This is a genomic window from Stenotrophomonas sp. SAM-B, from assembly GCF_013387485.1.
In the GTDB taxonomy this organism is placed as follows: Bacteria; Pseudomonadota; Gammaproteobacteria; order Xanthomonadales; family Xanthomonadaceae; genus Stenotrophomonas; species Stenotrophomonas maltophilia_AA.
Genome location: NZ_JABBXB010000006.1, coordinates 55,542 through 80,451 on the forward strand (window position 1 = coordinate 55,542; position 24,910 = coordinate 80,451).

The following is a 24,910-nucleotide window of genomic DNA, read 5'->3' on the forward strand; positions in this document are numbered from 1 at the left end:
CTCACGGACCCGGGATGTCGCCCGGCAGCGGCGGAACGGTGGTCGGATGGCCGTCGGCATCCAGCGCGATCATCACGAAGTGCCCGCGCGTGCAGAGCTTGCGCTCGCCGTTGTGCAGGTCCTCGGCGATCAGTTCGACCTCGACCTTCATCGAGCTGCGCCCGACCTCCACGATGCGGCCGACGGTCTCGACCATCTGGCCGATGCGGATCGGCAGCTTGAAATCGACCTGGTCCGAGCGCGCGGTGACCACGGTGCGGCGCGAGTAGCGGGCTGCGGCGAGGAACGCCGCCTTGTCCATCCACGCCAGCGCCTGGCCACCGAACAGGGTGCCCATGTGGTTGGTGTGGTTGGGGAACACGATCTCGGCCATGCGGACTTCGATGGGCGGGATGGTCTCAGGGATGGGGGTCATGGCGGGGGCCGGGAGTGTTGTGGGGTGGCGCGGATGATACGACAGGGGGTGGGTTGGTCGCGTAGAGCGTTCTTGGCGCTTTTATCTCTATCGGTTCGAGGAGGTCGGGGGGAAGAGCAGCCGAGCATGGCTCGGCTCTACACGATGTGTGTGGATACCACGGGGTGCATTGATGGTTAGCGCACGTTGGTAGCAACCGCCTTTCCAACCGCAATGGGAGATCCGTGAGAAGTGACCCGGGCAGGCGAATGCGGGACCGTTGGGGCCGCATGGATGCGGCCCACGAGCCCACAAGGACGTGTTTACGGCGGGTCCAGCATTTGCCTGCCCGGGTCACTTCTACTCGCGGTATCAGGACGCCAACGCTCTTGCTTCAACGCTTCAACGCTTGAGCGAGTAAAGCGGGAAACGAAAAAGCCCCGGAACATGTCCGGGGCTTTTCGGAATCACGACGTAAGCGTCAGATCAGAACGACATGTCGAACGACACTTCGCCCTTCACGCCCACCTGGTAGGCCGAGGAACGACGCTCGAAGAAGTTGGTCAGCTCCTGCACGTCCTGCAGCTCCATGAAGCTCAGCGGATTGCGCACGTTGTACTTCTTTTCCATGCCGAGGCGATGGAAATGATTGTCCGCGCAATGCTGCAGATACTGGCGCATGTCGCGCGTCGAAATGCCCGCCACGCCGCCCGACAGCACGTCCTCGGCGAACTGCACTTCGCACTCGATCGCGTCGGCCAGCATGTCGTAGACCTCCTGCTTCATTGCATCGTCAAACAGGTCCGGCTCTTCCTCGCGGATCACGTCCACGCACTCGAACGCGAACTCCATGTGCGCGCTCTCGTCGCGGAACACCCAGTTGGTGCCCGAGGCCAGACCGTTGAGCAGGCCGCGCGAACGGAAGTAGTACACGTACGCGAAGGCCGCGAAGAAGAACAGGCCCTCGATGCACGCCGCGAAGCAGATCTGGTTGAGCAGGAACTGGCGACGCTCGTCACGGGTCTCGATGCGCTTCAGGTTCTGGATCGAATCGATCCACTTGAAGCAGAAGTCGGCCTTCTTCTTGATCGAATCGATGTTCTCCACCGCGTCGAACGCCTTGGCGCGCTCGTCAGGATCCGGCAGGTAGTTGTCGAGCAGGGTCAGGTAGAACTGCACGTGCAGCGCTTCTTCGTAGAGCTGGCGCGACAGGTACATGCGCGCTTCCGGCGCGTTCAGATGCTGATACAGGTTCAGCACCAGATTGTTGGACACGATCGAATCGCCGGTGGCGAAGAACGCGACCAGGCGGTGGATCAGGTGGCGCTCGCCCGGCGACATCTTGCCGTGCAGGTCGCTGATGTCGATCTGGAAATTGATTTCCTCGACCGTCCAGGTGTTCTTGATCGCGTTGCGATACATGTCATAGAACTGCGGATAGCGCATCGGGCGCAACGTCAGTTCGAAACCGGGATCGAGCAGCATTTGACTCGGCTTGTCGGCCATGGTGTTTCGTCCTTCTTGGCGACTACCGACCAACGGTCGGTAGCTACCGAATGTGTGATTTTCCGGCGGAACCGGTGTTCCCGGGTAGGCAACGACCGTCCGTCGGTGCACCCGGCGGTGCCGGCCCGGTGGGCCGGCACGCCTTGTTTACTGGCACGCCTCGCAGCTTTCCGGGTTTTCCAGCGAGCAGGCGACGGCTTCGACCGGGGTGTAGCTGCTGACGGTCGTCTTGGCGATCTTGGTCGCCGGACGCGAACGCAGGTAGTACGTGGTCTTGATGCCCTGCTTCCAGGCGTACATGTACATGGAGGACATCGCGCCGATGTTCGGGCTTTCCATGAACAGGTTGAGCGAGGCGGACTGGTCGATGAACGCGCCGCGGTCGGCGGCCATGTCGATCAGCGAACGCATCGGCAGTTCCCAGGCGGTGCGGTACACGTGGCGCAGCGTTTCCGGGATCTGGGTGATGCCCTGGATCGAGCCTTCGGCCAGCTTGATCGCGTCGCGCATTTCCGGGGTCCAGTGGCCGAGCTTCTTCAGCTCGTTCACCAGGTAACGGTTGACCTGCAGGAAGTCGCCGGACAGCGTTTCGCGCTTGAACAGGTTGGACACCTGCGGCTCGACGCACTCGTAGCAGCCGGCGATCGAGGCGATGGTCGCGGTCGGGGCGATCGCGATCAGCAGCGAATTGCGCAGGCCGTGTTCCTTGATGCGCTCACGCAGCGCATCCCAACGTGCGGTGTCTTCCGGCACCACGTTCCAGGCATCGAACTGCAGCTCGCCGCTGGCCGCACGGGTGTCGGCGAAGGACGGGTGCTTGCCGCGTTCCTGGGCCAGCTCGCACGAGGTTTCCAGCGCGTGGAAGTAGATCGATTCGGCGATCTTCTTCGACAGCGCGCGGGCTTCGGCACTGTCGAAGGCCAGGCGCTTGCGGAAGAACACGTCCTGCAGGCCCATGCAGCCCAGACCGACCGGACGCCAGCGCAGATTGCCGCGGCGGGCGGTTTCGATCGGGTAGAAGTTCAGGTCGATCACGCGGTCGAGCTGGCGCACGGCCAGGCGCACGGTGTCGGCCAGCTTGTCGAAATCGAACTCGCCGTGGGCGTCGAAATGGTTGCCCAGGTTGATCGAGCCCAGGTTGCACACCGCGGTCTCTTCGGCCGAGGTGATTTCCAGGATTTCGGTGCACAGGTTGGACAGGTGGATCACGTTGCCCGGACGCAGGGTCTGGTTGCTGGCGCGGTTGCACTTGTCCTTGAAGGTCATCCAGCCGTTGCCGGTCTCGGCCAGGGTACGCATCATCCGCGAGTACAGCTTGCGTGCGGAGATCGTGCGCTGGGCCTTGCCCTGGGCTTCGGCCTGCAGGTAGGCCTGCTCGAAGGCTTCACCGAACAGATCGGTGAACTCGGGCACCACGCTCGGATCGAACAGCGACCATTCCTGGTCGGCCTCGACGCGCTGCATGAACAGATCCGGCACCCAGTTGGCCAGGTTCAGGTTGTGCGCACGGCGCGATTCGTCACCGGTGTTATCACGCAGCTCGAGGAAGTCCTCGACGTCGGCGTGCCAGGTTTCCAGGTACACACAGGCCGCGCCCTTGCGCTTGCCGCCCTGGTTCACCGCCGCCACGGACGAATCCATGGTCTTCAGCCACGGCACGATGCCGTTGGAATGACCGTTGGTCGACTTGATCAGCGAACCACGCGAACGCACGCGGCTGTAGCTGACGCCGATGCCGCCGCTGAACTTGGAAAGCTGCGCGATGTCGCCGTACTTGGCGTAGATCGACTCCAGCGAATCCTGCGGCGAATCCAGCAGGAAGCACGAGGACAGCTGCTCATGCGTGGTGCCGGAGTTGAACAGCGTCGGGCTGGACGGCAGGTAATCCAGGTTGCCCATGCGCTTGTACAGCGCCAGGGTTTCCGGCACGTCTTCGCTCAGCGCGCTGGCGATGCGCAGGAAGAACTGCTGCGGGGTCTCGATCACCTTGCGGGTGTGCGGATGACGCAGCAGGTACCGGTCGTACAGGGTACGCAGACCGAAGTAATCGAAATGCAGGTCCAGCGACGGATCGATCGCGTCGTTGAGCTTGCGGGCGTTGATCTGCACGAAGTCGAGCAGGCGCGCGTTGATCAGGCCCACTTCGTGGCCGCGGCCGACCGACTGCGAGAACGCATGGATTTCCTGGCCGGACACTTCCTTGGCGATGAAGTTGGCCAGCAGGCGCGCGGCGAGGCGGCCGTATTCCGGTTCTTCACCGATCAGCAGCGCCGAGGTGCGGATCGACAGTTCGTCCAGCTCCTGGGTGGTCGCGCCGTTGTACAGGCCGGAGATGGTCCGGGTCGCAACGCGCATCGGATCCACCGCATGCAGACCTTCGCAGCAGCGCTGTACGGCGCGCACGATCTTGTTCAGGTCCACCAGTTCGGTCGTGCCGTTGCGCTTGGTCACGCTCATGGCGGTCGCGGTGGGCGGCGAGGTCAGCAGGAATTCGCTTTCCTTATCGATAGCTGCGCTGGTTTCGGTGCTCACGGCGTTTTCCTCTTGGCGTGATTTGGGGTGGTACAGCGGGGTCTGCCTGGCAGGCGCCGGAACCGATGCAGAGATGCTCAGGGTGGACTATCGGCGTCGCAGGAGCCGCGACCCGTGCAGGCAAGCCTGCGGGCGGTTCCCCTGCGTCACCGGTCCTCTCCCCCCGGAGAATCCTGCGACCGGCACCACACGCTGTACTTCGTGCGGTTGTCAGTAGGTCTTCAGGCCATCGGCGTGAAGGCAATACTCCCGTCGACTTGTGGTCGGCGGTACCGACGGCCACAAGATAGTGGGGGTACCAGGTGTCGTCAACGCCAAATGTAGTGAATTTCCCTAATCCCTTGCGGCGCAAGGACCGGGCCTGAAGGGCGTCCGACGAACGGTCTGGACCTGTCGAAACCGAGTGCGCAGTCAAGGCCGGATGACCGGATTGTCCTCCTCGAAAACAGAACAACGGACGCTCACATGGCCCTAACGAATCGGCGCCGGCCAGGGTGACTTCCGACCCGCGCCGGGGTCGCCCCGGGGTGCCACCCTGCGATGCGTCTCCTTTATATGAACGCGACCATGCGCCTGCCCCTGACCGGATGTCTGATGTTGGGCCTGACCCTGGCTGGCACCGCCGCTGCCGGCCAGAGCAAGGCGCCGGAGCTGTCCTCGCGCCAGTGCGGGGTGAGCACGCCCTACAACGTACTGGTGGACAGCGGCGGGATCTGGCTGCGCAACCGCGGACAGGTGCCGGCGGAGATCTTCTTCCACGATGGCGAGCTGAACATCGACTGCCAGCCGATCCCGGTCAGCGACGCCGACGCCCAGCGGCTGCGCCAACTCGAATGGGGCACCCGCCAGCTGGTGCCTGCCGTGGCCGGGGTGGCCGGGGAGGCCACGGATATCGCCTTCGATGCGCTGGGGGCCACGGTGGAGATCATGACCGGCAGCGGTGGCACCCAGCGACGGGTCGAGCGACTGCGTCGCGATGCCCACGACTATGTGGCCCGCACCCTGGGACGCGGCATCTGGGAGCAGGCGGTGTTCGAGGAGGGCTTCGACCGGCATGTGCAGGACGCGGCCGAGAGCGTGTCCGGCTCGCTCGCCCGCGGCGTGCTGTGGACGATGCTGACCGGCGGCTCGGATCGGATCGAGGCGCGCGCCGAGAAGATGGAGGCCGACCTGGAGCGTCGCATGGACGTCCGCGGGCAGGCGCTGGAGGCGCAGGCCCGGTCGCTGTGCACGCAGGTGCTGGCGCTGGATGCGATCCAGCAGTCGCTGGAGGTGCGCTACCAGGGCAAGCCGCTGGCGATGATGGTGATGGACCGCGAGGAGGATGCGGCCGCGCCGATCGCGCACGAACAGCCGCGCGGGGACGCGTTGGTGTTGCCGCCGTTGTAGAGAGCATCCACGCATGGCGTGGATTTACGTTGCACGGCCTATCCAGCCCGGCGTGGATTCACGCGCGGTGCGGGGTGCCCAGGTATTCGGCGCTCTGCATTTCGATCAGGCGCGAGGCGGTGCGCTCGAACGCGCCCTGCAGGCGGACGCCCGAATACAGCGCCACGGGGGAATCGGTGGCGGTGCAGACCAGGTTGACGTGGCGGTCGTACAGCTCGTCGATCAGGTTGACGAAGCGACGCGCGGCATCTTCGTTGAGCGTGTCGAAGTGCGGGATGTCGCCGAGCAGCACGGTGTTGAACTCGTGCGCGATCTCGATGTAATCCGAGGGGCCGCGCGGGCCTTCGCAGAGCGCCTTGAAATCGAACCAGACGATGCTCTTGCCGCGGCCGCGCACCGGAATCTTGCGCGCCTCGATCTCGATGTTGCCCGCCTTGGCCGGTTGCCCACCACTGAGCTCGGCCCAGCGGCCGGCCAGCCAGGCGTCGCTGCCGGCATCGATCGGGGACTGGTACACCGGCGAGCGGGTCAGCGCGCGCATGCGGTAGTCCTCGGTGCCTTCGGCGTAGAGCTCCACGCAGTAGGTCTGCAGCAGCCCGATCGCGGGCATGAAGCTGTCGCGCTGCAGGCCGTTGAGATAGAGGTTTTCGACGGCGGTGTTGGAGGTGGTCACCAGGGTCACGCCCTCGGCGAACATGCGCTCGAGCAGGCGCGCCAGCAGCATCGCATCGCCGATGTCGGTGACGAAGAACTCGTCCAGCACCAGCACGCGCAGCTTGCTGCGCCACTCCTGGGCGATCTTCGCGAGCGGATCGCTCTGCCCCTGGTGCTCGCGCAGGCGCTCGTGGATGCCGCGCATGAAGCGATGGAAATGGGTCCGGTACTTCTGCTCGATCGGCAGGCCGTCATAGAACAGATCGACCAGGAAGGTCTTGCCGCGCCCCACCCCGCCCCAGAAATACAGGCCCTTGACCGGCTCGGGCTTCTTCCAGAATGCGGAGAGTCGATCCAGCCAGCCGTCCTGCGCGCTGTCGACCAGCGCGAGATGGATGCGATCCAGCTCGGCCAGGGCGGCGTGCTGGGCCGGGTCGTTCTGCCATTCGCCCCGGGCCACGCCATCGGCGTAGCGCTGCGACGGGGTCATCACCGTGTCGCTCATGTCGCGTCGGGGGCCGCGTCGGGGGCGGGATTCGGCAGCCACTGCTTGACGCCATGGATGAGCGCGCCGCGCAGGTCGACGATCTTGCGGTGGAAGAAGTGGCTGGTGTCGGGCATGCGCACCAGTTCGTGCGGTGTATCCAGGCCGTCCAGCCAGTCATAGACCGCCTGCGGATCGACGATCTCGTCTTCCTCGCCCTGGATCACCAGCCACTGGGCCGGCGGCTGCATGCCGTCGAAGTCCCAGCGCCCGGCGGGCGGCGCGATCGAGATCAGCGTCGTCGGCTGCAGATCGCCGGCGGCGCGCAGGGACACGTAGGCGCCGAAGCTGAAACCCGCCAGCCACAGGGCCTGGCCCGGCCGCTGCGCATGCACCCAGGCGGCGACGGCCTTGAGGTCGTCCTGCTCGCCCACGCCATTGTCGAACGTACCGGCCGAGTCGCCGACGCTGCGGAAGTTGAAGCGCACGGTGGCGATGCCCAGGTCGCGCAGCGAGCGCGCCGCCATGGTCACCACCTTGTTGTGCATGCTGCCGCCCTCGGTGGACAGGGGGTGGCAGACGATCGCCACCACCGGCTGCACCGCGACATCGGCCTCGGGCAGATCAACCACGACATCCAGCGGACCGACCGGTCCGTCCAGCGTCAGCGCACCGCTTTCTTGGGGAAATGGGGGATTGTGCATGGCGTCATAATACCGTCCCTCCGCGTGCTTCACCGCCGCCCCCGCCGGATCCGTACATGCACTATCTGGTTTTCAGCGTTCTCTGCAGCGTGCTGGTCTCGGTGCTGCTGAAGCTGGCGCCGCGCCAGCGGCTGGACATGCCGCAGGTGGTGACCTGGAATTACCTGGTCGCCAGCGTGCTCAGCGCGGTGCTGCTGCAGCCCTCGCTGGCCTCGCTGCAGAGCGCGCATGCGCCGTGGGCTGCCCTGCTCTGCCTGGCCGTGGCACTGCCGGCGATCTTCCTGATGATGGCCCGCGCGGTGACCCGCGCCGGGATCGTGCGCAGCGACGTAGCCCAGCGCTTGTCGCTGCTGCTTTCGCTGCTGGCCGCGTTCCTGGTGTTCGGCGAGACCGCCAACGGCTGGAAGCTGGCCGGGCTGGGCCTGGGCCTGCTGGCGATCCTGGGCATCAGCGTGCGCCCGCGCGCCGGGGCGGCCGAACCCACCGGCGGGCGGGCCTGGCCGTGGCTGCTGGCAGTGTGGGTGGGCTATGCCCTGGTCGACATCCTGCTGAAGAAGGTGGCCTTGTCGGGCACGCCCTCGATGGCCGCGCTGCTGGTCAGCTTCAGCCTGGCCTTCGTGCTGATGCTGGCGTTGCAGCTATGGCGCCACCTGCGCGGCATCGCCCGCCTGCAGTGGCGCAACGGGGTCGGCGGCGCCCTGCTCGGCCTGCTCAACTTCGGCAACATCCTGTTCTACGTGCGCGCCCACCAGCACCTGCCGGACAGCCCGGCGGTGGTGTTCGCCGGCATGAACATCGGCGTGGTGGTGCTGGGTGCGCTGGTGGGCATCCTCGGCTTCGGCGAGCGCACCAGCGTGTGGAACCGGGTCGGGCTGGCGCTGGCCGTGGTGGCGATCGGGTTGATCGCGTGGGGCACCTGGTAAGCGATTGATGCGGTGCCGGCCAGCGGCCGGCACTACCCGGGCAACGCGACGGTGACCGGGCGTGCCGGCACACCCGTGCGGTATCAGCGATCAAACCCCAGCAGCAGCGGATCATGGTCCGAGCTGCGCCATGGGCCGGCTTCGTTGCGGTCGCGGTAGCCGACATCGTCGGCCTCATCGGCATTGATGTGCCACTCCGCTGCCGCGCGCAGGCGCTGCGCCATGCCCGGGCTCAACAGCGCGTGGTCCAACCGGCCGGCCATGCCGTTGTAGACATAGCTGTAAGGCCGTTCGACCTTCGCCACCGCGAACGCATCCCGCCAGCCGGCGGCGTGCAGGGTGCGGATCGGGTCTTCCATCGCGTACGCGTTGAAGTCGCCCAGCAGCACCGCATCACGGGTGCCGGCACCGGTCGGGTCGGTCGACAGCCACTGGTCCAGGAGCGTGGCCGAGGCAACGCGGGTGGCATTCCAGCAGGCCTGGCCGTCCTTCTGGTCGGCGTCCGCGCCGGTCGCTTCCGAGCACCCCTTGGACTTGAAGTGATTGGCCACGACCACGAACGGCGCGCCCTTGCCAGCGCGGAAGGCCTGCGCCAGCGGCACGCGGCTGCGTTCGCCGAAGGGCTCCTGCTCCAGCACGGCGGGGGCACCGACCGGGGTCACCCGCGAGGCGCGATAGATGATGCCGACCCGGATCGGGTTGTCACCCGGGCCCTGCTTCGCGTCGATGAAACGCCAGTCGGCACCCTTGCCCCGGTCCGCATTGAGCGCATCGACCAGCTGTGCGATCGCCGACTGCGGGCCGTAGCCATCGTTCTCCAGTTCCATCAGCGCGGCGACATCGGCACCGAGTGCGTTGATGGTCGCCACCAGTTTGGCCTTCTGCGCCTGGTGCTCGGCCAGGGTGCGGGCGCCGCGCAGGGTCGGGTAACCGCCGCCCTGGCCATCGCCATTGAAGAAGTTCTCGAGGTTGAACGCCGCCACGTGCAGGGCGCCCGCCACCACCGGCACCGCCGGGCGCTCCAGCGTGGGCAGGTTCAACGGACGGGTCACCTGCAGGCGGGTGTTGCCCTTGGGATCGATGCGGACGATGCCTTCGACATTGCGCAGGACCATGCCGGTGCGCAGGTTCGCGGCCATCGGCAGGTACGCCACCGGGCCGGGATCGCGGGCATCGCTGCCATCATCCAGCACCAGCCGGCGATGCAGGTTGTCGGCCACCACCTGCGCATGCCCCGCCGTGCCCGGTGCGGCCACTTCGCTCGGCTGCCAGAGGCGGCCGCCGAAGGCCACGGTCAGCTCACCGAACCGCGACAGCCCATCGGTGCCGGCCAGGGTCAGCGGCGCGGCGATGCGGACCTGCTGGCCGTCCAGCGTGCGCCAGTCGGTCGGCGGCGCGGTCAGGGTGACCGTGGCCGACGTGGTCGGCGCCGGACGCACCTGCGGCGAGGTGGCGGGCTGCGGCTGGGCGGCATGGACCGCGCCGGACAACGCCAGCGCAAGGGCGAACACGAGGGGGGTACGGCGCATCGGAAGCAGGACTCCAGGGAAGTGCGACAAGGCTAACCATATAAAGTGAAACGCCGCCCTTCGGCGGCGTCGGTGGCCTGATCCGGCAAAGCCGTCATTTCAGGTTGGCGAGCATCCAGTCGACCGTGGCATGGATCTGCTCCTCGGTCAGCGCCGGATTACCGCCCTTGGGCGGCATGATGCCACCGTCCGGGCCGGTGTAGCCCTCCACGGCATGCTTGTAAAGCGTGTCCTTGCCCTGGGCGATGCGCGCATCCCAATGCCCATGGTCCAGCGTCGGCGCCTTGCCGACGCCATTGGTATGGCAGGCGGTGCAGAGGTTGTCGTAGATCACCTTGCCGTCGGTGGTGCCGCCATAGGCCACCTGCGAGGCGGCTTTGACCAGCGCGGCAGCGTGAGCGGCGGCCTGCGCGGCGGCACCGGTGCTGCCCGCATAGACCGCCCCAGCCGGCGCGATCCGCTGTTCGGTGCGCTTGGCCGCCATCGGCGAGACTTCCGGGGGAATGCTGGTATGCAGGTAGGCCGCAAAGATGATGAGGCCGAGTGTGATGGCCATCAGCAGCGCGATGACCATGGAAAAGCGTTTCAGGAACTCGAGGTCGTAATTCCGCACTCTCTATACCCCTGGCTGGTAGTCGTTGGACCACGGCTTGTCGCCGGAGTATGACCAGCGTCGGCGGCGCTGCGCAAGCGACCTGCCGGTGTCGCAATGCAGCATCCGCGCGGCTCAGGCGCCGGCGGCGCGCAGGCAGAAAACACAGATCGACTCGACCAGCGCATCTTCGTCGCCATGCGCGTCGCGGCTCAGTGCGGTCGGGCCGACCAGCGCCTCGGTGAACGCGCCCACGATGCAGGCCGCGGCGACATGGGTGTCCTGTTGCGGGAAGGTGCCTGCCTCCACGCCATCGGCGACGATGCGCCGGAACACATCGCCGAACAGACGGCGGCAGCGGATACGCTCGGCTTCCACTTCGGGATCGACCGGTTCGGCAATGAAGGCGTAAGCCAGCCCGGGGCCGGCCAGCGCGCGCCGCACGAAGGCCGTGATCGCGCGGCGCAGGCGCTCCGGCGCGGGCAGCGGCTCGGCCGCGATCGCCTCGAAGATGCGCAGCTCATGCTCGACGGCGGCGGTCAGCACCTCGACGAACAGCTCGGCCTTGGACGGGAAGTGCCGGTAGATCAGGCCGGTGGAGACCCCGGCCTCGGCGGCCACGGCGGTCACCGGGGCATTGCGGTAGCCGCCGGCGGCCACCAGCGCACGGGTCGCCAGCAGGATGCGTTCGCGGGCGCCGGCAAGGCGTTCTTCCATCAGGGCGGAGCGTTTATAGGCCATTTGTTGATTCTATGTTCAATTTTTGAATTTGTGTTCACTTCTTTGTCGAACCCGGCTACGCTGGGGGTACATCGCCCGCGGGACGGCCCTGTCAGCCCGTCCATCCCTCCCGGCGCGTCCCATCCCTTGTTGTTGCGGAGTCGCCCATGCACGTCCCGACCATGAACTTCGATCTCGGCGAAGAGATCGACCTGCTGCGCCAGAGCGTGGCCCATTTTGCCTCCGCTGAAATCGCGCCGCTGGCCGCCCAGGCCGACGAAGAGAATCTGTTCCCCAATGCGCTGTGGCGCAAGCTCGGCGAACAGGGCCTGCTCGGCCTGACCGTGGAAGAGGAATACGGCGGCAGCGGCATGGGCTACCTCGCGCACGTGGTGGCGATGGAAGAGATTTCGCGGGCCTCCGGCGCTATCGCGCTGTCCTACGGCGCGCACTCGAACCTGTGCGTGAACCAGCTGCGCAAGAACGGCAACGAAGACCAGAAGCGGCGCTACCTGCCCGGCCTGTGCAGCGGCGAGCTGGTCGGCGCGCTGGCGATGAGCGAACCGGGCGCCGGCTCGGACGTGGTCTCGATGAAGCTGCGTGCGGACAAGCGCGGTGATCACTACGTGCTCAACGGCAACAAGATGTGGATCACCAACGGCCCGGATGCCGATGTGCTGGTGGTCTATGCCAAGACCGATCCGGATGGCGGCGCCAAGGGCATCACCGCGTTCCTGATCGAAAAGGGCATGAAGGGCTTCTCCACGGCGCAGAAGCTGGACAAGCTCGGCATGCGCGGCTCCAACACCTGCGAGCTGGTCTTCCAGGATTGCGAAGTGCCCGAAGCCAATGTGCTCGGCGTGGTCGGCGGTGGCGTCAAGGTGCTGATGTCCGGTCTGGACTATGAGCGCGTGGTGCTCTCCGGTGGCCCGCTCGGCCTGATGGCCGCGGCGATGGATGTGGTGATGCCGTACGTGCACGAGCGCAAGCAGTTCGGCGAGGCGATCGGCACCTTCCAGCTGATCCAGGCCAAACTGGCCGACATGTACGTCGGCCTCAACGCCTGCCGCGCCTATGTGTATGCGGTGGCACGCGCCTGCGACCAGGGCCGCACCACGCGCCAGGATGCAGCCGGCGCGATCCTGTACTCGGCCGAGAAGGCCACCTGGCTCACCGGCCAGGCGATCCAGATCCTCGGCGGCAACGGCTACATCAACGAGTACCCGACCGGTCGTTTGTGGCGCGATGCCAAGCTGTATGAAATCGGCGCCGGTACCTCGGAGATCCGCCGCATGCTGATCGGCCGCGAACTGTTCCAGCGCACCAAGTAAGGGCCCTGCCATGACCGTACTGAGCACCCAGCTGCAACCGGGCAGCGACACCTTCGAGGCCAACCGCGCCGCACTGCAGGCGGTGGTCGACGACCTGCGCGCCACCCTCGCGCAGACCGCGCTGGGCGGCAGCGAAGCGGCGCGCGCCAAGCACACCGCACGCGGCAAACTGCTGGTGCGCGACCGCATCGATGCTTTGCTTGATCCGGGCAGCGCGTTCCTGGAGATCGCCCCGCTGGCCGCGCACGGCATGTACGGCGATCCGATCCCCAGCGCCGGCGTGGTTGCCGGCATCGGCCGGGTCTCGGGCGTGGAGTGCGTGATCGTAGCCAACGATGCCACGGTCAAGGGTGGCACCTACTACCCGATGACGGTCAAGAAGCACCTGCGCGCGCAGGAAGTGGCCGAACAGAACCGCCTGCCCTGCATCTACCTGGTGGATTCCGGCGGTGCGTTCCTGCCGCTGCAGGACGAGGTGTTCCCGGACCGCGATCATTTCGGCCGCATCTTCTACAACCAGGCCAACCTGTCCGCGCAGGGCATCCCGCAGATCGCCTGCGTGATGGGCAGCTGTACCGCCGGTGGCGCCTACGTGCCCGCGATGAGCGATGAAACGGTGATCGTGCGCGAGCAGGGCACCATCTTCCTCGGCGGCCCGCCGCTGGTGAAAGCGGCCACCGGTGAAGTGGTCACCGCCGAAGAACTGGGCGGCGCCGACGTGCACACGCGCATCTCCGGCGTGGCCGACCACATGGCCGACAACGACCTGCAGGCGCTGGCCCGGGTCCGCGCGATCATCGCCCAGCTCAACTGGCGCAAGCCCGAGCCGGCGCTGGCAGTGCAGGCCCCGGTGGAACCGCGACATCCGGCCCACGAGCTGTACGGCGTGATCCCGGCCGACACGCGCAAGCCCTACGACGTGCGCGAAGTGATCCTGCGCCTGGTCGACGATTCACGCTTCGATGAGTTCAAGCCGCGCTACGGCAACACCCTGGTCACCGGCTTCGCGCATCTGCACGGCTACCCGGTGGGCATCATCGCCAACAACGGCATCCTGTTCTCCGAGTCCGCGCTGAAGGGCGCGCACTTCATCGAACTGTGCACGCAGCGCGGCATTCCCCTGGTGTTCCTGCAGAACATCACCGGCTTCATGGTCGGCCGCAAGTACGAGCACGGCGGCATCGCCAAGGACGGGGCCAAGCTGGTCATGGCCGTGGCCTGCGCCAAGGTGCCCAAGTTCACCGTGGTGATCGGCGGCTCGTTCGGCGCCGGCAACTACGGCATGTGCGGCCGCGCCTACTCGCCCAACTTCCTGTGGATGTGGCCGAACGCACGCATCGGCGTGATGGGCGGCGAGCAGGCCGCCAGCGTGCTGGCCACGGTCAAGCGCGATGGCATCGAAGCCAAGGGTGGGCAGTGGTCGGCCGAGGAGGAAGACGGCTTCAAGTCGCCGATCCGCGAGCAGTTCGAATCGCAGGGCCACCCGTACTACGCCAGCGCCCGCCTCTGGGATGACGGCGTGATCGATCCGGCCGACACCCGTCGTGTGCTGGGCCTGGCGCTGTCGGCCAGCCTCAACGCCCCGGCGAAGAAGACCGACTTCGGCGTGTTCCGCATGTAATGCACGGGCGGTGCCGCCTGGCACCGCCGCCCTTGGCCCGCGCAACGAGACCACCATGTTCACCAAGATCCTGATCGCCAACCGTGGCGAAATCGCCTGCCGCGTCATCGCTAGCTGCCAGCGCCTGGGCATCGCCACCGTGGCGGTGTACTCCGACGCCGACCGCAACGCGCGCCACGTGCGCCTGGCCGACGAGGCCATCGCGATCGGCCCGGCGCCGGCGCGTGAGAGCTACCTGCGCGGCGACGCCATCCTGGAGGCCGCCCGCCGCACCGGCGCGCAGGCGATCCATCCCGGCTACGGCTTCCTGTCGGAGAACGCCGGCTTCGCGCAGGCCTGCGCCGAGGCCGGCATCGTGTTCATCGGCCCCTCCGCTGCGGCGATCCGCGCGATGGGCGACAAGAGCGCGGCCAAGGCACTGATGCAGCAGGCCGGCGTGCCGCTGACCCCGGGCTACCACGGCGACGAGCAGATCCCCGAGTTCCTGCGCCAGCAGGCCGACAGCATCGGCTACCCGGTGCTGATCAAGGCCAGCGCCGGCGGCGGTGGCAAGGGCATGCGCCGCGTGGATGACAGCGCGACCTTCACCGAGGCGCTGGCCAGCTGCCAGCGCGAGGCGCAGTCGGCGTTCGGCAACGCCCACGTGCTGGTCGAAAAGTATGTCGAGCGCCCGCGCCACATCGAGATCCAGGTGTTCGGCGACAGCCACGGCAACGTGGTGTACCTGTTCGAGCGCGACTGCTCGGTGCAGCGCCGCCACCAGAAGGTGCTCGAAGAAGCGCCCGCCCCGGGCATGACGCCCGAGCGCCGCGCCGCGATGGGCAAGGCCGCCGTCGATGCCGCGCGCGCGGTCAACTACGTCGGCGCCGGCACGGTGGAGTTCATCGCCGGGCCTGATGGCGATTTCTACTTCATGGAAATGAACACCCGCCTGCAGGTCGAGCACCCGGTCACCGAGTGCATCACCGGCACCGACCTGGTCGAGTGGCAGCTGCGCGTGGCCAGCGGTGAGCCGCTGCCGCTGCAGCAGGATCAACTGCAGATCCGCGGCCATGCACTGGAAGCACGCCTGTACGCCGAAGACGCCGACCGCGGTTTCCTGCCGTCCACCGGCACCCTGCGCCACCTGCGCCTGCCGGCCAACACCGCACACGTGCGCGTGGACGCCGGTGTCGAGCAGGGCGATGCGATCACCCCGTTCTACGACCCGATGATCGCCAAGCTGATCGTCTGGGACGTCGACCGCGATGCCGCGCTGCGCCGCATGCAGCAGGCGCTGGCCGAGTGCGAAGTGGTCGGCGTGACCACCAATGCCGCCTTCCTGCGCCGGCTGGTGATGACCGATTCGTTTACCCAGGCCAAGCTGGACACCGCGCTGATCGAGCGCGAACAGGCCGCCCTGGCCCCCAACGACGGCGACAGCGATCCGGCGCTCTGGGCGCTGGCCGCGATGGCCGGCGTGGCCACCAGCGAGGCCGCCCGCCGTGACGCGCGTGACCCGCACTCGCCGTGGCAGGCCCAGGATGGCTGGCGCCTCGGCGCGGCCGCCGCACGCGCGCTGACACTGGAGCACCGGGGTGCGCAGCGCAGCGTGGCCGTACAGGGCGCGGGCGAACAGTGGACCGTCCACATGGACGGCAACGCACTGCAGGGCAGCGGCCGCCTGGCCGGTGATGCGCTGCGCGTGCAGATCGGCGAGCAGCTGCACCGTGCCACCGTCATCCGCGACGGAAATGAGCTCTACCTGTTCGGCAGCGAGGGCGTGCAGCGCTTCACCCTGCATGATCCCGTCAGCGAAGCGGACCAGTCCGTCGCCGATGCCGGCAGCCTGGTCGCGCCGATGCCGGGCCGTATCGTTGCCACGCTGGTGGCACCGGGCACGGCGGTCAAACGCGGCTCGCCGCTGCTGGTGCTGGAGGCGATGAAGATGGAGCACACGCTGCAGGCACCGGCCGATGGCACCGTGCAGGGTTACCGGGTCAAGGCCGGGGATCAGGTGGGTGATGGCGCGGTGCTGGTGGATTTCGAGGCGGGGTGAGGCCCGCCTCGTTGCCGCTCATCCCACCCGCTGCCAGACCTGCTCGAGCGGATCCAGTTCGGCGGTGTCCATGTGCTGTGCGCGCCACCCAAAGCCACAGACGGCCAACGCCCCTTGCTGGATCGGATCAAGACCGAATCCCCTCTCCAGGTGCTTCTCATTGATCGCACCGGTGATGAATGCGCCAAGGCCCAGATCCGTCGCAGACAGGTAGAGGGTCTGCGACAGGTGGCCGGCCTCGAGGGTTACCACGCGGTAGCCCTTGGCGTGCCGGCGATACTTCCAGAAGCTGCGGTCGAAGCGGGGAACCATCGTCACCAGACAATGGGCGTTGGCGAACCAATGCTGCTGGCCGACACTTTCCATGATGAAGTCACGCAGGGGCTGGTCCGGTGCGGTCAGCGGCAACAGACTGTGGGAATCGGCGAGGTACCGGTACAGACCCGGTGCGAGACCTTCAACCTGCTGCACGATCAGGTAGGCCTCCATTGGATGGAGGCCGCCGCCGGAAGGACTGTTCTTTTTGTGGAAGACGAGATCATCGCCTACCTTGATCTTCGCCTGGGCGGCGAATACGCGCCCCAGCATGCGGGTAAACAAGGCCATCGAAAGCGGCCGGCTGTCATCGAAATTGCGACAGGTTGCGCGCCGCTGCAGGAGGGCATCGAAGGCATCAGGTTCGGCCTGCGGCAACGCAACTGCCTCGCCCTGGCCTTCTGATCTCGTAGCGGCAGGCGGAGGCCCCAATACATCGCGCATCCCTGCTGCGGTTTCCGTTCCGGAATCCTGTGTGTTCTTCACCGCGTCCACCGAGTCCCAGCGGGTGAAGGCGTGCAGGATGGCGCCGAGCGGGTGCCAATGGGCAGCCCGCAGGCGATCGTCATCGCGACGCTGACGCTCAGCGACACTGCCGACCGCAGGCTCTTCCATCACCACCAGGCCATGGTCTATCAGCGCGTCCAGCTCCAGGCGGGTCGCAACGCCGAGTGTGGCAACATCTGTCCACAGACTCGGACTGAGCGTTCCCAGCGCCTCCCGCTGTGCAGAGGAAACCATGACGGAATCACCCAGATGCGGCGCCAGCGCCAGCCATTGAAGAGTGCGTACCATCCCGTTGCCCCCTTCCAGCAGACTCTCAAGCTTGAACGCCACCTGTTCTTGAGATTCGAACATCAGAATTTCACAACGACGAACACGCACCACGCTTCTCCCCGTTCACTGGACCTTGGCCAGCACTTTGATCCATATCGGCCAACAGGGCCCCGTCTTCATGATGTACCCGGCTCGAATCGACACTAAAGAGTGCGCCCGGCAGGTCGATGTTGGCCTGTGAACCTGTGAAAACGCTGCTGAATATCCGTCCCTACTCAAGGAACTCCGATGTCTTTGCCGTCCATTGAACCCACCATCGCCCTGGAACTCATCTCCCGACTGGGCAGTGATGATGCATTCCGTACGCTCTTCTCGACGGACCCCGCCGCTGCACTGATCGAAGTCGGGCTGTCCTTGGACGATGCCACCGCGCTGGAAGTCTGCTGCAAGGTCAACGAGCTGGCCTCCAAGGCCGACATTCTTCAGGCCAAGCAGGATCTCCAGATGATGCTGACGGCGAAAGTGAATCAGATCGTCCCGGCGCTGGATGCCAACCCGGACGGCGGCCACACCCTCAAGGGCCCCTGATGATCGCTGCGGTGGCGGCCTGTTTCGTGCGGCCGCCGCCCCGCAGTTCCTGCGCGAGTCTGGCAGCGTCATTGCTGTCCACGACGTTCATGGTCTGCATGCAGTACCCACAGTCCAGCTCGGCGTAGGCCATGCCACGTTGGTTGCGAAGGAAATCGGCTTGTTCCAGCGCCTCCTCCTCCCGACCCAATGCGATGTACGCCCTCATTGCCGCTACGCGCGTCTGGAAGCGGGCGCTGCCCTGAAGAAACGGCTGGAGTCCGCGCAGGGCCCCCGCAGCGTCCCCACCCAACCGGGTACGTTCGGCTTGGACGACCGCTTCCATTTCATCGAGCAGTCGACCGCTCGTGCTGCCTCTGCGGGTACGCACAGCGTGCAGCACGCGCTCGGCAGTCTTCGTGTCGTTCAGGCGCAGCGCCAGAATGGACGCCCCCAACGCCACCATGGCGTCATCACTGATGTCTGGGTTGCCCGGATCTGCAATTCTGTGCAGCGAACTATCCACTGCAAGCTGGACGCTCGTCCTGGTGGCCTGCTCGTCACCGCTCGCCCAGTGCGCGGTGGCCAGAGGCAACAGGTACAGCTGGCGTGCAAAGCCAGTGTCCCGCGCCATGGCGTTCAAACCTGTGCTCGCCGCCAGCACTGCGCGGGCCCACTGCCCCTGATCCGCTGCAATGGAAGTTCTCTCAATTCCGGCGTACTTATTGTCACGCGCCTTGGCGAGCTCGGCCTCGGCAGCGGCGTAGTTGCGTTGGCTGGCCGATACAGTCGCAAGGTAGCGATGGCTGGTCGTGCGACCGCCGGACACCGCCATCTCCAGGGCACGCCGGGCCGCCGGGAAGTCACCATTGGCCAGTGCGATCCGGCCCAGCTGGTCGTAGGCGACGTTGGACAACTCGAAGCGACCGTCCGCCGCGCGAACCGCAAACGGCAGCGCCTCCTTGAAGCGATTGTCGACAAACAACCACATCGCCGCGTTGTGTTGCGCCGGGAAGTAGTCCGGATAGAGCCCCGCCAAGCGCATCCAGCCCTGTGCGGCATTACCTTGGTCAGTGAGTGTCGTCGACCATGCCTGCACGTACAGCGCTTCGCGCGTAGGCAAGCGATCCGACAGTCCTTTTACCCGTTCAAGTGCGGCGAACGCGGCATCATTGTCTACGTTGGCAACACGTGCGCGCACCAACCCCATCCAGGCCAAGGCGAACGTGTCGTCGAGCGCCACCGCTTGCTCGTACATGGATAGTGCACCCACGTAATCACCGTCTGCGTACCGTCGCTGACCCAGCGCGTAGGCGCGAAGGGCATCCATGCTCGACGTGGTCACCAACGGCAGTGGCGCAGATGCTTCCTTGACGCTGCTCTCCTGCTCACCCAGCTGGTCGCGCAACTGTGTGGTGACGCTATCGATGGACGCCAGTAGCGACGCCATTCCCTTTCCTTCTGCAGCAACGACGGCGACTGTTCGCTGTGAGTTTGGCTCGAGGACCTGCACATTGATACGCGTGCGACCGCCTACTTCGGCAACCGAGGGAAGCAGCACCAGCCGTGCGCCAACCCGGATCGCAACTTCGGAGGCAAGCGGTGCATCCAGTGGAGAGGCCGCATCGCGGCGCATCATCTCGATGACACTGCGTGCCTTCATGTCACTGAGAACATTGACGTAGCGGGACTGCTCCAGGCTGATCCGGAAAGCCTGTTGCAGCGAATCGTCCAGAACGGTGTTGCCGGTCAGGTTACGCATGTCGCCGACGACGACCCAGTCGCGCTCGGCAAAGGCAATGGCTGGGTCCGGACGAATGAGTGTCCAGAGCACGATGCCGAGAATGCCGAAGAATGCCATCTCCGCGAAAAGCGCACCCGGGTGCAACCACAGCGGTCGATCCAGCCAGGCCTTCTTGGTACTTGAGGGTCGCCGCGTGGGTGACGTGTCATCAGCGGCGACCTGCCAGATCTGCTGGGGATCGGCCATGCCCTTGAAGCGCCAGCGACCGTGCGACGTCCATTTCAATGCGTTGGCGCGTTCACCAATATCCGAGCTGCTTCGCCGTGCAAGCGACTCGGCAAGTGCGGACAGCAGGATCTGTCCTGGCCTGGCAAGCTGCATCAACCGGGCGGCCATCGGCTTGGCCAGGCCTTCGACTTCGATCGGCTTCGCTCCGTGCGCGACGGCCTCGGCACTGTTGCTCCACAGAATGACTTCGCCGACATGCAGCCCCGCGCGCACGCGCAGTGGCACTCTCAGCGTTTGCCCCAGTGCATGCAGCTGCTGTTGGTAATCCAGGGCAAAACCCAACGCATCGATGGTGCGCTCGAACAACAGAAACAGCCCGTCCGAACGATCGATCTGGTGCCCGTTCCACTGCTGCTGCAACGCCAGCACCAGCCGGTCATGCTCCTGGAACAGCTCAGCCGCCGCCGCATCACCGATGCGCTCCACCAGGATCAGCGAGTCGCACAGATCGGTGAACAACAGCGCCCGCATCTGCGGGGCCTGGGTCGACGTTCCGTTGTCGCCGTTCATGCCGATCTCCCGATCAGGGTGTGGCGGTCGCTGATCGCGACCAGTGCAATCGGTTGCCGCCCAGCCGTTTGGCCTGGTACAGCGCATTGTCGGCCCGGGCGTACCACTCGCTCCAGTCGGTCCGCGGGTCGATCAGGCAGACGCCGATGCTGACCGGACACACATGCGGCACGCCGTGGGCACGGCCGATCAGGCCATGCACCGCGCTGAGGATGAACTCGGCGGCGTGCTGCAGGCTGTCCTGGTCGGCGCTGCGCAGCAACAGGCAGAATTCGTCGCCGCCCAGCCGGCAGGCCACGTCCGGCTCGGTGGCCACCGAGCGCAGGATGTTGGCCACGCTCTGCAGCACGCGGTCGCCGGCCTGGTGGCCGTGCACGTCGTTGACCTGCTTGAACTGGTCGCAGTCGATCAGCAGCAGCCCCTGCGGCGCGCTGTCTTCCTGGGCACGGCATTCCTGCAGGTACAGCGCCAGACCACGCCGGTTGTGCAGGCCGGTCAGTTCATCGGTGCGCACCAGCTCGCGGGTGTGGGTGAGCTGATGGGTGGTGACGTAGAGATTGTCCAGCGCGGTTTCGAGATCGTGGTTGCGGCGGCGCAGCTGGCGGATGAGCACCTGTTCGTTGCTGACCACGCGCATGATCGTGCGGCGCAGGAAGTAGGCCAGCAGACCAGGATCGCGGTCGACCAAGCGCTGGAAATCCTCGTGGTCCAGTTCCAGCACGATGCTGTCCTCGACCGCACGCGCGCCGGCCGTGCGCTGGTGATCGCCGATCAACAGGCCCAGCTCGCCGAAGAATTCATTGGGACCGAGCGACTTCACGACGAGGTCTTCGCCGAAGTCCAGTTCGATGCAGCCGCTGACGATCACGTACATCGTGTTGCCGGCGTGGCCGCGGTGGAACAGATGCGTGCCTGAGGGCAGCTTGCGTTGCCGGCCGAATTCGGAGAACAATGCGGACTCGCCATTGCTCAGGATGGCGTGCACGATCTCAGCCATCGCCTTTCGGTCGATGTCTGGTTCCTGTTCGCACATGATCGCCGCCGCACCCTTGCCGGTCATTTCCGAACACCCGCTTTCCAGCGCCCCCTGGTGAGCGATGGAGGATAGCACTCCTCAAAACTGTGCGCCCTATCCCATTTCCGACTTTCAGACCCCAACATCGTGAAACGGCGTGGGTTCTCCCGTGTCTGGCCATGTGAAGACGGGCCCGGACTACGGAACAGGGCGGCAGGTCCCCCGACCGGCCGCCCTGCAGGCCTTCCCTGGCCTCCCTTCCGGGCTATCAGGCCGCCCGTTCCGCGTTGAACTGCTCTTCCTCGGTGGAGCCGCTCAGGGCGGTGGTCGAGGACTGGCCCTGCTGGATCGCCTGGGTCACCGCGTCGAAGTAGCCGGTGCCGACCTCGCGCTGGTGCTTGACCGCCGTGAAGCCCCGGTCGGCGGCGGCGAACTCGGCCTCCTGCAGCTCCACGAAGGCGCTCATCTGGCGGCGGGCGTAACCGTGGGCCAGGTTGAACATCGAGTAGTTCAGGGCGTGGAAGCCGGCCAGGGTGATGAACTGGAACTTGTAGCCGTAGGTGGCGATCTCCTTCTGGAAGGTCGCGATCGTGGCGTCGTCCAGGTTCTTCTTCCAGTTGAAGCTGGGCGAGCAGTTGTAGGCCAGCAGCTTGCCCGGGAACTTGGCGTGGATGGCCTCGGCAAACTTGCGGGCGAACTCCAGGTCCGGCTTGCCGGTCTCGCACCAGATCAGGTCGGCATAGGGCGCATAGGCCAGGCCGCGGCTGATCGCCTGGTCCAGGCCGTTGCGGGTCTTGTAGAAGCCTTCCACGGTGCGCTCGCCGGTGGTGAACGGCTGGTCGTTGCCATCCACATCGCTGGTCAGCAGGTCGGCGGCCTCGGCATCGGTACGTGCCACCAGCAGGGTCGGCACGCCCATCACGTCGGCAGCCAGGCGGGCGGCGTTGAGCTTCTCGATCGCCTCGCGGGTCGGCACCAGCACCTTGCCGCCCATGTGCCCGCACTTCTTCACCGAGGCCAGCTGGTCCTCGAAGTGCACGCCGGCCGCACCGGCTTCGATCATCGCCTTCATCAGTTCGAAGGCGTTGAGCACGCCGCCGAAACCGGCTTCGGCATCGGCCACGATCGGCTGCAGGAAGTCGATGTCATCCTTGCCCTCGGCATGGTGCAGCTGGTCGGCGCGCAGCAGGGTGTTGTTGATGCGCTTGACCACCGCCGGCACCGAATCGGCCGGGTACAGCGACTGGTCCGGGTACATCTGGCCGGCCAGGTTGGCGTCGGCGGCGACCTGCCAGCCGGACAGGTAGATCGCGTTCAAGCCGGCCTTGACCTGCTGCATGGCCTGGTTGCCGGTCAGCGCACCCAGCGCGTTGACGAAGTCCTTCTCCTGCAGGTACGTCCACAGCTTCTCCGCGCCCAGCCGTGCCAGCGAGTGCTCCACGTGCACGGTGCCGCGCAGGCGCACCACGTCGGCGGCGGTGTAGTTGCGGGTGATCCCGGCCCAGCGCGGGTCGGTGTTCCAAGCGTGCTGGATCTGTTCGGCGGTCTGCAGGGTGCTCATGTCGAATCTCCAAAGGGAACGGATGCGGTAACAGCAGGTGGATGGCGGGGGGTCAGTCGAGACGGTCGTAGGCGGGCAGGGTCAGGAAGTCGGTGAGCGCTTCGCGGCGGCTGAGTTCGGCCAGCAGCGCGATGGACTCGGGGATGCGGGCGCTGCCCGGCAGCGCGGTGGTATCGCCCAGCCGCGCCGGCAGCTGGGCCAGGGTGGCGTCGAGCAGGGCCAGGTCGATGGCGGTGCCGTCGTCCAGGTGCTGGCCGGGGGTATGCAGCCACTGCCACAGCTGGCTGCGGCTGATCTCGGCGGTGGCCGCGTCTTCCATCAGGTGGTGGATCGGCACGCAGCCATTGCCGTCCAGCCAGGCGGCCAGGTAGCGCACGCAGACTTCGACGTTGCCCTCGAAACCGGCGCGGGTGATGGTGCCGGTGGGCGCGGCGATCAGGTCGTCGCGGCCGACCTGCACGTCGTTGCGCAGCACGCGGTGCTGGTTCGGCCCGGGCATGTGTTCGTCGAAGATCGCCTGCGCGACCGGGATCAGCGCGGGGTGGGCGACCCAGGTGCCGTCATGGCCGGCGGTGACTTCGCGCAGCTTGTCCGCCCGCACCCGCGCCATCGCCTGCTCGTTGGCGGCCGCGTCGTGGTTGATCGGAATCTGCGCGGCCATGCCGCCCATCGCATGCGCGCCGCGGCGATGGCAGGTGCGGATCAGCAGCTCCGAATAGGCCTTCAGGAACGGCTGGGTCATCGTCACCTGGCCGCGCTCGGGCAGCACCTTGTCGGCGTGCCGGCGGAAGGTCTTGATGTAGGAAAAAATGTAATCCCAGCGGCCACAGTTCAGGCCGACGATGCGGTCGCGCAGCGCATGCAGGATTTCGTCCATCTCGAACACCGCGGGCAGGGTCTCGATCAGCACGGTGACCTTGATCTGCCCATGCGGCAGGCCGAGCATGCCTTCGATGTGCGACAGCGCGGTCTCCCACAGCGCCGCCTCTTCCATGCTCTGCAGCTTGGGCAGGTAGAAGTACGGTCCACGCTGCCTGCACATCAGCGTGCGGGCGTTGTGGAAGGCGAACACCGCCGCATCGAACAGGCCACCGGCGATCGGCTGGCCATCGATGCGCACGTGCTTCTCATCCAGGTGCCAGCCACGCGGGCGGACAATCAGCACGGCCTGCTCGTTGAACGGCCGCAGCGTGTACTGCTTGCCCGGCTTCCCATCGACGGACGGGCCGGTGTGGGTCAGATCGCCACGCACCGCGCCGATCAGCGCCTGCTGGCCGGCCAGCAGATTGCGCCAGGCCGGGGCGGTGGAATCCTCGAAGTCGGCCATGAACACCTTGGCGCCGGAGTTCAGCGCGTTGATGACCATCTTCGGGTCGGTCGGGCCGGTGATCTCCACCCGGCGGTCCTGCAGCGCTTCCGGCAGCGGGGCGACGTGCCAGTCGCCGCTGCGGATCTCGGCGGTATCAGCACGGAAGTCGGGCAGGCCGCCGCCATCGAAGAAAGCCTGGCGGGCCACCCGTGCCTGCAGCCGGCGCTGACGCTCCGGCTCCACCGCCCGGTGCAGCGACACCAGCAGCGCCAGTACCCCCGCCGGCAGCAGCGCGGACTGGCCCGCCAGCTGGGTGGTGAGGGCGATGCCGGGGGTGGCCGGTGCATCGGCGGGGGTGGGCTGGGCGGTGGCGTAAGCGACGGCGGACATGGCGGGCTCCTGCGGTG

General features: G+C 66.5%; 19 protein-coding genes. 6 read left to right on the forward strand and 13 right to left on the reverse strand.

The features are described 5' to 3' along the window. Position 1: 1 nt before the first annotated feature. The 3 genes from HH110_RS13770 to HH110_RS13780 form a co-directional block, all read right to left on the reverse strand. A complete protein-coding gene (locus HH110_RS13770) occupies positions 2 to 415 on the reverse strand; it encodes an acyl-CoA thioesterase (protein WP_123731098.1) in 414 nt (137 codons plus the stop codon). 465 nt (positions 416 to 880) lie between these two features. After that, on the reverse strand, positions 881 to 1,900 hold the full coding sequence (locus HH110_RS13775; protein WP_176990191.1) for a ribonucleotide-diphosphate reductase subunit beta: 1,020 nt from the start codon (positions 1,898 to 1,900) through the stop codon (positions 881 to 883). Between the two features lie 147 nt (positions 1,901 to 2,047). After that, on the reverse strand, positions 2,048 to 4,432 hold the full coding sequence (locus HH110_RS13780; RefSeq protein WP_176990192.1) for a ribonucleoside-diphosphate reductase subunit alpha: 2,385 nt from the start codon (positions 4,430 to 4,432) through the stop codon (positions 2,048 to 2,050). A 594-nt stretch (positions 4,433 to 5,026) separates the two neighbouring features. Between HH110_RS13780 and HH110_RS13785 the strand changes: the two genes are divergently transcribed. Continuing rightward, positions 5,027 to 5,821 carry a DUF2884 family protein gene (locus HH110_RS13785; protein WP_176990193.1) on the forward strand — a complete coding sequence of 265 codons (795 nt, stop codon included), beginning with the start codon at positions 5,027 to 5,029 and terminating at the stop codon, positions 5,819 to 5,821. Between the two features lie 58 nt (positions 5,822 to 5,879). On the opposite strand, the gene zapE is transcribed toward HH110_RS13785, so the two are convergent. After that, the gene (zapE, locus tag HH110_RS13790) at positions 5,880 to 6,980 is read right to left on the reverse strand and encodes a cell division protein ZapE (protein ID WP_176990194.1); all 1,101 of its coding nucleotides are present in this window, start codon (positions 6,978 to 6,980) and stop codon (positions 5,880 to 5,882) included. Next, positions 6,977 to 7,663: an alpha/beta hydrolase gene (locus tag HH110_RS13795; protein WP_176990195.1), complete on the reverse strand. Its 687-nt coding sequence runs from the start codon at positions 7,661 to 7,663 to the stop codon at positions 6,977 to 6,979. The genes zapE and HH110_RS13795 overlap by 4 nt, the downstream gene beginning before the upstream one ends. A gap of 56 nt (positions 7,664 to 7,719) precedes the next feature. On the opposite strand from HH110_RS13795, the gene HH110_RS13800 reads away from it, so the two are divergent. Next, the gene (locus tag HH110_RS13800; RefSeq protein WP_176990196.1) at positions 7,720 to 8,586 is read left to right on the forward strand and encodes an EamA family transporter; all 867 of its coding nucleotides are present in this window, start codon (positions 7,720 to 7,722) and stop codon (positions 8,584 to 8,586) included. An 83-nt stretch (positions 8,587 to 8,669) separates the two neighbouring features. Here HH110_RS13800 and HH110_RS13805 read toward each other — a convergent pair whose 3' ends face one another. The 3 genes from HH110_RS13805 to HH110_RS13815 all read right to left on the reverse strand — a co-directional run bounded on the left by HH110_RS13805 (position 8,670) and on the right by HH110_RS13815 (position 11,448). Beyond that, positions 8,670 to 10,115, reverse strand: coding sequence for an ExeM/NucH family extracellular endonuclease (locus HH110_RS13805; protein WP_176990197.1), 1,446 nt, complete (start codon positions 10,113 to 10,115; stop codon positions 8,670 to 8,672). Between the two features lie 94 nt (positions 10,116 to 10,209). Then, a complete protein-coding gene (locus tag HH110_RS13810; protein ID WP_070474313.1) occupies positions 10,210 to 10,728 on the reverse strand; it encodes a cytochrome c5 family protein in 519 nt (172 codons plus the stop codon). A 114-nt stretch (positions 10,729 to 10,842) separates the two neighbouring features. Further along, positions 10,843 to 11,448 (reverse strand): TetR/AcrR family transcriptional regulator, encoded by a 606-nt coding sequence (locus tag HH110_RS13815; protein ID WP_176990198.1) that lies wholly within the window; start codon positions 11,446 to 11,448, stop codon positions 10,843 to 10,845. A 146-nt stretch (positions 11,449 to 11,594) separates the two neighbouring features. Between HH110_RS13815 and HH110_RS13820 the strand changes: the two genes are divergently transcribed. From HH110_RS13820 to HH110_RS13830, 3 genes are read left to right on the forward strand one after another with little or no spacing between them, the layout of a single operon-like run. Further along, the gene (locus tag HH110_RS13820; protein WP_176990199.1) at positions 11,595 to 12,758 is read left to right on the forward strand and encodes an isovaleryl-CoA dehydrogenase; all 1,164 of its coding nucleotides are present in this window, start codon (positions 11,595 to 11,597) and stop codon (positions 12,756 to 12,758) included. 10 nt (positions 12,759 to 12,768) lie between these two features. Next, entirely contained in the window at positions 12,769 to 14,379 is a 1,611-nt protein-coding gene (locus HH110_RS13825; RefSeq protein ID WP_070474306.1) for a carboxyl transferase domain-containing protein, read from the forward strand. 55 nt (positions 14,380 to 14,434) lie between these two features. Next, complete coding sequence (locus tag HH110_RS13830; RefSeq protein ID WP_176990200.1) at positions 14,435 to 16,417, forward strand: acetyl/propionyl/methylcrotonyl-CoA carboxylase subunit alpha; 1,983 nt, start codon at positions 14,435 to 14,437, stop codon at positions 16,415 to 16,417. An 18-nt stretch (positions 16,418 to 16,435) separates the two neighbouring features. On the opposite strand, the gene HH110_RS13835 is transcribed toward HH110_RS13830, so the two are convergent. Further along, the gene (locus tag HH110_RS13835) at positions 16,436 to 17,617 is read right to left on the reverse strand and encodes a putative peptide maturation dehydrogenase (protein ID WP_176990201.1); all 1,182 of its coding nucleotides are present in this window, start codon (positions 17,615 to 17,617) and stop codon (positions 16,436 to 16,438) included. 180 nt (positions 17,618 to 17,797) lie between these two features. On the opposite strand from HH110_RS13835, the gene HH110_RS13840 reads away from it, so the two are divergent. After that, positions 17,798 to 18,097 (forward strand): NHLP-related RiPP peptide, encoded by a 300-nt coding sequence (locus HH110_RS13840; protein ID WP_088434790.1) that lies wholly within the window; start codon positions 17,798 to 17,800, stop codon positions 18,095 to 18,097. Here HH110_RS13840 and HH110_RS13845 read toward each other — a convergent pair. The 4 genes from HH110_RS13845 to aceB all read right to left on the reverse strand — a co-directional run bounded on the left by HH110_RS13845 (position 18,084) and on the right by aceB (position 24,893). After that, positions 18,084 to 20,618, reverse strand: a complete 2,535-nt coding sequence (locus tag HH110_RS13845; protein WP_176990202.1) for a putative peptide modification system cyclase — start codon at positions 20,616 to 20,618, stop codon at positions 18,084 to 18,086. The genes HH110_RS13840 and HH110_RS13845 overlap by 14 nt on opposite strands. A 13-nt stretch (positions 20,619 to 20,631) precedes the next feature. Beyond that, positions 20,632 to 21,678 carry a GGDEF domain-containing protein gene (locus HH110_RS13850; RefSeq protein WP_176990203.1) on the reverse strand — a complete coding sequence of 349 codons (1,047 nt, stop codon included), beginning with the start codon at positions 21,676 to 21,678 and terminating at the stop codon, positions 20,632 to 20,634. A 223-nt stretch (positions 21,679 to 21,901) separates the two neighbouring features. After that, positions 21,902 to 23,194, reverse strand: coding sequence for an isocitrate lyase (gene aceA / locus HH110_RS13855; RefSeq protein WP_159498903.1), 1,293 nt, complete (start codon positions 23,192 to 23,194; stop codon positions 21,902 to 21,904). A 52-nt stretch (positions 23,195 to 23,246) separates the two neighbouring features. Beyond that, complete coding sequence (aceB, locus tag HH110_RS13860) at positions 23,247 to 24,893, reverse strand: malate synthase A (RefSeq protein ID WP_176990204.1); 1,647 nt, start codon at positions 24,891 to 24,893, stop codon at positions 23,247 to 23,249. Positions 24,894 to 24,910: the final 17 nt, after the last annotated feature.